Source organism: Verrucomicrobiota bacterium (genome assembly GCA_037139415.1).
In the GTDB taxonomy this organism is placed as follows: Bacteria; Verrucomicrobiota; Verrucomicrobiia; order Limisphaerales; family Fontisphaeraceae; genus JBAXGN01.
Genome location: JBAXGN010000250.1, coordinates 1 through 9,121, shown reverse-complemented (window position 1 = coordinate 9,121; position 9,121 = coordinate 1). Strand labels below are relative to the sequence as shown.

General features: G+C 61.1%; 2 protein-coding genes. One reads left to right on the top strand and one right to left on the bottom strand.

What is annotated here, in order from left to right:
* The first annotated feature begins 41 nt into the window (after nt 1-41).
* Complete coding sequence (locus WCO56_27180; GenBank protein MEI7733285.1) at nt 42-8,144, top strand: immunoglobulin domain-containing protein; 8,103 nt, start codon at nt 42-44, stop codon at nt 8,142-8,144.
* 250 nt (nt 8,145-8,394) lie between these two features.
* On the opposite strand, the gene WCO56_27175 is transcribed toward WCO56_27180, so the two are convergent.
* Nucleotides 8,395-9,066, bottom strand: a complete 672-nt coding sequence (locus WCO56_27175; protein ID MEI7733284.1) for a hypothetical protein — start codon at nt 9,064-9,066, stop codon at nt 8,395-8,397.
* Between the last annotated feature and the right edge of the window lie 55 nt (nt 9,067-9,121).

Genomic DNA, 9,121 nt, shown 5'->3' with positions numbered 1-9,121 from the left:
TTACCACCGCCCCCAACGCCAACGGCGTCGCCACCGTAACCGTGGTCTCGCAGGACAGCGGTGGTACTGCCAACGGTGGCGTGGACAAGGCGACCAATGCCTTCACCATCAGCGTCACCCCGGTGAATGATCCGCCGGTGATCACCTTGGCCTCAAACAACGTCTTGGTGCTGGAGGACGCTGGCGTGACGGCTGTGCCCGGATTCGTCACCACTTCGCCCGGGCCGGCCAATGAGAGCGCCCAGAGCGTGACCAACCTGACGGTCCTGAGTGTCAGCAATCCCTCCCTCTTCTCGGTGCAACCCGCGCTGGCCCTGAACGGCACTCTGACCTTCACCACCGCCACCAACGCCAACGGCGCGGCCACCGTGACGATCATGGCCCAGGACAACGGCGGCACCGCTAACGGTGGGATTGATTCGACGACGAACGCCTTCACCCTCACCGTCATTCCGGTGAATGACCCGCCCGTGATTACCCTGGCCTCGAACAACGTGACCGTGCTGGAAGATGCCGGTGTCGTTACCGTGCTCGGCTTCGTCACCGTATCCAGCTATGGCGCGCCGAACGAGACCAATCAAAGCATCCTGGGCTACACGCTTACCGCCGATGCCCCCGCGCTCTTCAGCGTACCGCCCGCGCTCAGTCTGGCTGGCACCTTAACTTTCACCCCTGCCACCAATGCCAATGGCGTCACCACGGTGACCGTGGTCTCGCAGGACAACGGCGGCACGGCCTACGGCGGGGTGGATAAGGCGACCAACACCTTCACGATTAGCATCGCGCCGGTGAACGACCCGCCCTCGTTTACCCTAAATGGGAATTATTTTACAGCAGGGGCCTCCACCACGTTGGTGAGCTGGGGAAATCAGATTTTGCCAACCGGAGCGAATGGGTCATTTGCCAGAGTGGCGGCGGGGGGGCTTTGCAGCCTGGCAGTGAAGAGTAACGGCACGGTAGTGGCGTGGGGTAATTTCTACGATCCAACCGTTTTGGACGGGTTGAGCAATGTGGTTGCGATGGCCGCGGGGTATTATCATAGCCTGGCCGTGAGGGCCGACGGAACAGTGGTCGCCTGGGGTGACAACTCGTACGACGAGGCCACCGTTCCGGACGGGTTGAGCAATGTGCTGGCGGTGGCCGTGGGGTTTTATCATAGCCTGGCCTTGAGGGCCGACGGAACAGTGGTCGCCTGGGGAGAGAACTGGTTCGGCGAGACCACCGTCCCGTCCGGGCTGAGTAACGTAGTGGCAGTTGCCGCAGGGGGTTATCATAACCTGGCTTTGAAGAACGATGGGACGGTGGTGGCTTGGGGTGATAATAACTCTGGCCAGACCACCGTTCCGGTCGGCCTGAGCAACGTGGTGGCAGTTGCCGCAGGGGGTTATCATAACCTAGCTTTGAAGAACGATGGGACGGTGGTGGCTTGGGGTGATAATAGCTCTGGCCAGACCACCGCTCTGGTCGGCCTGAGCAACGTGGTGGCGGTATCCGCGGGGGACGCTCACAGTCTGGCCTTGAAGAATGACGGGACGGTGGTGGCTTGGGGGTACAATTGGCAAGGCCAGACCACCGTTCCGGTCGGCTTGAGCAACGTGGTGGCGGTGGCCTCCGGGTCGTTGCATAATTTGGTATTGAAGAGCGACGGAACGCTGGTGGCTTGGGGTGATAATACCTATGGCGAAACATTCGTGCCGGGCGGACTAAGCAACGTGGTGGCGGTGGCGGAAGGTTCTAGTCATACTCTGGCTTTGAAAACCGACGGAACGGTGATGGCTTGGGGGGACAATGGGTATGGCCAGACCACCGTTCCGGCCGGGCTGAGCAACGTGGTGGCGCTGGGTGCGGGTAATTTACATAGCCTGGCTTTGAAGTGCGACGGGACGGTAGTGGCCTGGGGTCAATACTACAATGGTTCAGCTTACGTCCCCATGACGGTTCCTGTCGGCCTGAGCAACGTGGTGGCCGTGGGGGCGAGCTACTGGCATAGCCTGGCTTTGAAGAATGACGGAACGGTAGTGGCTTGGGGGTACAATGGCTATGGGGAGACAACCGTTCCTGTCGGCCTGAGCAACGTGGTGGCCGTGGGGGCGGGCTACTGGCATAGCCTGGCTTTGAAGAATGACGGAACGGTAGTGGCTTGGGGGGACAATAGCTATGGGGCGACAACCGTTCCGGCCGGGCTGAGCAACGTGGTGTCGGTAGCAGCAGGGGATTTTTATAGCCTGGCTGTGAAGCGCGACGGGACGGTGGTGGCCTGGGGTCAATACTACAATGGTTCAGCTTACGTCCCCATGACGGTTCCGGCTGGGCTGAGCAACGTGGTGGCCGTGGGGGCGGGCTACTGGCATAGTCTGGCTTTGAAGAATAACGGAACGGTAGTGGCTTGCGGGTACAATGGGCAAGGCCAGACCACCGTTCCGGTCGGCCTCAGCAACGTGGTTGCGGTAGCCGCAGGGGGCTTCACCAGCTTGGCAGTGGTAACCAACACCTCCGTAGTGGCCCTGAGCTCAACCATTGCCGAAGACAGCGGCCCGCAGACCCTTCCGAACGCCGTGACCAATATCTCTCCCGGCCCCCTGGATGAAGCCACGCAAACCGTGACTTTCATCGTCACGAATGATACCCCTAGCCTCTTTGGCGTCCAGCCCGCGATCAGCCCCAGTGGCACGCTGACCTACACGCCCACCAATACCTTCGGCGTAGCCACGGTCACCGTCTATGCCAAGGACAACGGCGGCACTGCCAATGGCGGCGTGGACACCAGCGCCCCGCAGACCTTTACCATTACCATCACGCCGGTAAATGATCCGCCGATGATTGCCCTGGCCACGAACAACCTGGTGGTGCTCGAAGACGCCGGCTCCGTGTCCGTCCCGAGTTTCGCTACCGTGACCAGTTATGGGGCCAATGAAACCAACCAAACCCTCCTGGGTTACACGCTCACGGCGGACGCGCCCGCCCTGTTCAGTGTTCAGCCGGCGCTCGCCTTGAACGGCACCCTGACCTTTACTACCGCCACTAACGCCAACGGCGTTACGACGGTAACCGTGGTTTCACAGGACAGCGGCGGCACGGCCTACGGTGGCATGGATAAGGCGACCAACACGTTCACCCTTACCGTGCTCCCGGTCAATGACCCGCCAAGTTTCAAGCCGGGCATAGGGAGTCCAGGCCTGCAGCCGAGCCAAGTCATTGGCTGGGGAGACAACAGTGACAATCAATCTCAATTTCTACCGCCAGGGGTCACCTTCACCAACCTGGCGGCAGGCGGGTATAATAGCTTGGCCATCAAGAACGACGGTTCCCTGCTGGCCTTAGGCGACAACACCTACGGTCAGACTACGGTTCCAGCCGGGGCCCAGAAGGGCGTGAAGGCGGTCGCGGCGGGCATGCAATTCCTCTTGGCGCTCAAGACCAATGGGGCGGTAGTAGCCTGGGGTAAGAATTCCGTTGGCCAGACGAATGTGCCGGTTGGAGCCCAGAGCGGCATCATGGCTATCGCAGCCGGTTGGCTGCACTGCCTGGCGCTCAAGACCAATGGGGCGGTGATCGCGTGGGGGGATAATTCCGCAGGCCAGACGAATGTGCCGCCGGGGGCGCAGAGCGGAGTGGTGGCGATCGCTGCGGGTTATAATTTTAGTCTGGCGCTTAGAAATGACGGTTCCGTGGTGGCGTGGGGAGACAATTCCGTCGGCCAGACGAATGTGCCAGCAGGGGCGCTGAGCGGAGTGGGGGCCATCGCGGCAGGCCATAATCACTGCCTGGCCCTCAAGGCAGACGGTTCGATCGTGGCGTGGGGGGATAATTCCTTCGGCCAGACGGGGGTACCGGCAGCGGCCCAAAGCGGGGTGCTGGCCGTCGCCGCCGGCATGCAGTTCAGCGTGGCGCTCAGAAATGACGGTGCCGTGGTGGTGTGGGGCAATTACAGCCATGTGCCAACCGGGGCGCAGAGTGGGGTCGTGGCCATCGCGGCAGGTGGTCAACATATTCTGGCGCTCAAGAGCGATGGCTCGATCCTGGGTTGGGGTTACGATTACTTTGGACAGACGGATTTTCCGGTCATGGCACCCAGCGGTGTCGCATCCCTCGCGGCGGGTTGGGGCTTCAGTCTGGCCCTCAAGACCAACGGCATGGTTGTGGCGTGGGGGCACAATTATTTCGGGCAGGCGGAAGTGCCGATTCCGGCGCAAAGTGGCGTGCTGGCCATCGCGGCCGGAGAATACCACAGTCTGGCGCTTAAGACCAACGGAGCGGTCGTGGCCTGGGGGGATAATAGTGTGGGCCAAACCAACGTTCCGCCGGGGGCCCAAAGTGGGGTGACGGCCATTGCAGCGGGTGGCTTACATAACCTGGCGCTCAAGAGCGACGGCTCCGTCGTAGCCTGGGGCGATAACTCCGCTGGTCAGACCACGGTTCCCGTAGGGGCCCAAAGCGGGGTAGTGGCGGTGGCCGGAGGGTATCATCACAGTCTGGCGCTCCGGAGCGACGGTTCTGTGGTGGCCTGGGGCGACCCTACCTATGGGCAGACGAATGTGCCAGCGGGGGCGCTTAGCGGCGTCGTGGCCATTGCAGCGGGCGGGCAACGCAGTCTGGCGCTCAGGAGTGACGGAACCGTCGTGGTTTGGGGGGATGCTTATAGCTCGGCAACGATGCCCAGTGGCTTGAGTGGGGTGGTGGCGATTGCGGCCGGCAATGCGTTCAGTTTGGCGCTTAAAAATGACGGCTCGGCGATTGGTTGGGGCGACAATAGTCTCGGCCAAATATCAGTTCCGGCAGGGGCTCAGGGGGGAATCCTCGCGGTTGCCGCAGGCATGTTCCACAGTTTGGCCATTGTGACCAACGTCATGGGTGTGGGAGTGACGGAAGATAGCGGCCCGCAAAGCCTCCCGAACGCCGTGACCAATATTTCCCCGGGGCCGGCGAACGAATCCGCGCAAACAGTGAGTTTCGTGGTCACCAACGATACCCCCGGCCTCTTTAGCGCCCAACCCGCCATCAGCCCCAGTGGCACCCTTACTTATACTCCAGCCACCAACCGCTACGGCGTGGCTACCGTGACCGTCTATGCCAAAGACAATGGTGGCACCGCCAACGGCGGCATGAACACAAGCGCACCCTGGAAATTTACCATCACCATCACGCCAGTGAATGACCCGCCGATTATCGGCCTCGCCACGAATAACGTGGTCGTGCTTGAAGATGCCGGCTCCGTAACCGTCCCCAGCTTTGCCACCGTGACCAGTTATGGGGCGAATGAAACCAACCAAACCCTCTTGGGCTACACTGTCACCGTGAATGTGTCCACCTTGTTTAGTGTCCAGCCAGCGCTGGATGTGAACGGTACCCTAACTTTTACTACCACGACCAACGCCAACGGTGTCACCGCCGTAACCGTGGTGGCCCAGGATAATGGCGGGACGGCCTACGGCGGCTTGGACAAGACGACCAACACGTTCACGATCACTCTCACGCCAGTGAACGACCCGCCGATCATCACCTTGGCCTCGAACAACGTGGTGGTCCTCGAAGATGCCAGCGCGGTGACTGTGCCCGGTTTGGTCAGCACCTCGCGCGGCCCGGCCAACGAAAGCGCCCAGAGCGTCACCAACCTGACGGTGCTGAGTGTTAGCAACCCCTCGCTCTTCTCCGTGCAACCAGCGCTGGCTTTGAACGGCACCCTGACCTTCACCACCGCCACCAATGCCAACGGCGTCGCCACCGTCACGATCATGGCCCAGGACAACGGTGGTACCGCCAACGGCGGCGTGGACAAGGCGACCAACTCCTTCACCGTAACGGTGACGCCGGTGAACGATCCGCCGATCATCACCTTTGCCACGAACAATTTAGCCGTCCAGGCGAACGGCACCCCGGTGACCGTGCCCGGCTTTGCGACCGTGGCCAGCTTCGGCGCCCCGAATGAAACCAACCAAACCCTTCTGGGCTACACCGTCACCGCTAGCACGCCCGCCCTGTTTAATGTCCAGCCCGCGCTGGATCTCAGCGGCACCTTGACCTTCACCCCCGTGTTCAATACCGAAGGTTTCTCCACCATCGCCGTTGTGGCCCAGGACAATGGCGGCACGGCCAACGGCGGCCTCGACAAGGCCACCAATACCTTCGTCATCACGCTCCACGTGCCGCCCTCGATCACCACGCAACCGCTCAGTCGGTCTGACCTGATTGGCAGTTCCGCAAGCTTCAGCGTGGGTGCGCTTGGAGCCGCGCCGCTCAGCTATCAGTGGTACCAAAATGGTTCGGCCATTCCCACGGCCACCAATTCAACTCTCAGCCTCCAGTCCTTGGCCTTGAGCCACGCGGGCGGTTACACGGTGGTGGTCACCAATGCCTATGGCACCGTCACCAGCACCGTCGCCACTCTGACCGTCCTGTTGCAAGGTTACAACTTCACGACCCTCGCCGGCTTGACGGGAACCTACGGCAGCATCGACGCCGCCGGCACGAATGCCCGGCTCAACGCCCCTTACGGCGTGGCGCTGGACGGCGCGGGGAATGTTTATTTCTCCGACTCAGTGAATTACACCCTTCGCAAGGCGACCCCGGCTGGCGGCGTGACCACCCTGGCGGGCCTGGCGGGCATTTTGGGCAGTGCCAATGGGACGAGCAACTCGGCGAGATTCTTCTTCCCGCGTGGGGTGGCGGTGGATGGCGCGACCAACCTTTATGTGGCCGATGCCGCCAACCACACCATTCGCAAGATCACCCCCGCCGGAGTTGTGAGCACCTACGCGGGCATTCCCGGCACCAACGGAAGCACCGACGGCCCGGCGGGTTTGGCTCGGTTTTACAATCCGTCAGGGGTCGCCGTGGATAGCGCGACCAACGTCTATGTGGCCGACACCGCCAACCACACGATCCGCCTGATCACGCCGGCCGGCGTGGTCAGCACCGTGGCGGGCTCGGCGGCCAATCCCGGCAGTGCGGATGGGACAAATGCCGTCGCGCGCTTTTACAACCCCTCGGGCGTGGCGGTGGACGCTGTCGGCAACCTCTATGTGGCCGACACCGGCAACCACACTATTCGTAGAATTGCGCCCGGCGGAGTCGTGACGACCGTGGCCGGATCGTCCGGCAACAGTGGCAGTGCCGACGGAACCGGTAGCGCGGCCCGGTTCTACTCGCCCTCGGGCGTGGCGGTGGATGTTACCGGCAGCCTGTATGTGGCCGACACCGGCAACCAGACCATCCGGAAACTGACGCCGGGCGGGACCGCAAGCACCGTGGGCGGTTTGGCCAGCGCCGCCGGGAGTTCGGATGGGACCGGGGCCAATGCCCAGTTTTGGGCGCCGGAAGGCATCGCCGTGGACGGCTCGGGCAACCTGTACGTGACGGACTACTCGAACAACACGCTGCGGAAGGGGCAGTTGCTGGGCCTGCCCAGCATCGTGGCTCCGCCGCAGGGTCTGCTGGTCGGGGTCGGCAGCAACGCTGCCTTCAACGTTACGGCGTGGGGCGCTCAGCCGCTCAGTTACCAATGGCGGTTGAACGGCGGGGCTGTAGCCCAGGCCACTAATGCCACGCTCGCGCTCACCAACGTTCAGGTCGGCAACGCGGGTAATTATGACGTGGTGGTGACCGATAGCTATGGTTCGGTGACCAGCGCGGTGGCGATGCTGACGCTTGTGCTACCCCCGACCATCACGACGCAACCGCTGAGCCTGACCACGGTGGCAACCTCGAACGCGACCTTCAGCGTGTCCGCCGCCGGCACCGCGCCGCTGAGCTATCAATGGTTCAAGGACGGTTTAGCGGTCGGTGGGGCGGTGAACAGCAATTATGTGTTAGGGAGCGTGCAAACCAACCAGGCGGGTCAATACAGCGTGTTGATTACCAACCTGGCCGGCAGCGTGACCAGCCGGGTGGCGAGTTTGACCGTGCTGCTGTCCGCTACCAACACCAGCTTCCGGTTCGGCGGCGCGGGCGCAGCCTTCACCAACGGCAACTTCCACCTCCGGTTGAACTGCCCGCCAGGCGCGGGGATCATTGTGGTCGAAGCCTCCCCCGATCTGGAGACCTGGCAGCCGGTACTGACGAACTACTTCAACGGAACTCCTGTGAATGTGGCGGTCCCGATGGGCACGAACCGTAATCAGTACCTGCGTTCGCGCACCGGCCAATAGTTTGAAGAGCCACTGCTGGGATGGATACCTAGCGGATCGCGAGATCCTTTTACGGCAGCGCGGGAGTCGAGATCGGTGAGGAAAGGGCAAAACATATGGGAATTAACCAGTGAGTGCATCGGACACGTGGGACAGGCCGAGCGGATTGCGGCCCGAGCCATCCTTCGCCACGCGGCGGGTCCATTGCGGAAAATACTTGGTCATACGTAAGTAATTACACCCGTGTTGTTGGACATTTCGGTATCCGCCATTATTGCTGCATATAGGCCTCGACCAAATCATTCGACAGATTGGCGCTGACCCACACACGGGCTTTTTCGCGGGCTTCGGTGGCGCAACCAGCAATGTCCGCCCAGCATAAAAACGATCGCACAAGGGGCTTTAGAAATTCATCATAATGCTCAAACGCTTTATGCCCGCGCTTCGATTTCCATAGCGCCACCGCTGGACTCCAAAGCTTTAAGAATTCAAACATCTCGTTGCTGGGGTTGTTGCTGAGGTTGTAAATGAAAGCCGGCCAAAGAAGTTCGCCTGTTTCATCCGTAACCTTTCGGAAATATCTCTGGATGTCCGGCCCAAAGTTTTTCTCAAAACCGACTTCACAGAGAAGTCGCGGCCCACGACACCTCTGTTTATTCGGCCCAAGACAGTTTTTCTCTGCCATAACTGCCTTCACCACAGCCGCTCCAGCGAGATTCGGAACTCGCAGGTCTTTGCCGTCCTCAACGGCTGTAACTCCGACGACGCGCACCTCGCCAAATGCCAAGCCACCACGATATAATGGGGGATACCACTTTTCTTTATGGCGAGCCATGCTTGGAAATTCGGTGAGCTTGACTTCCTCAGGGTGCATTGGATCATCTTTCGGAGTATCAAAGACGTGACCAATTAACAAAAAGCACTCAATTAAGAAGTGGCTCAATTGGTGCGCCAAGCAAGTCCGGTGCATCTAACTGAATGAAATGAATCAGTCATGG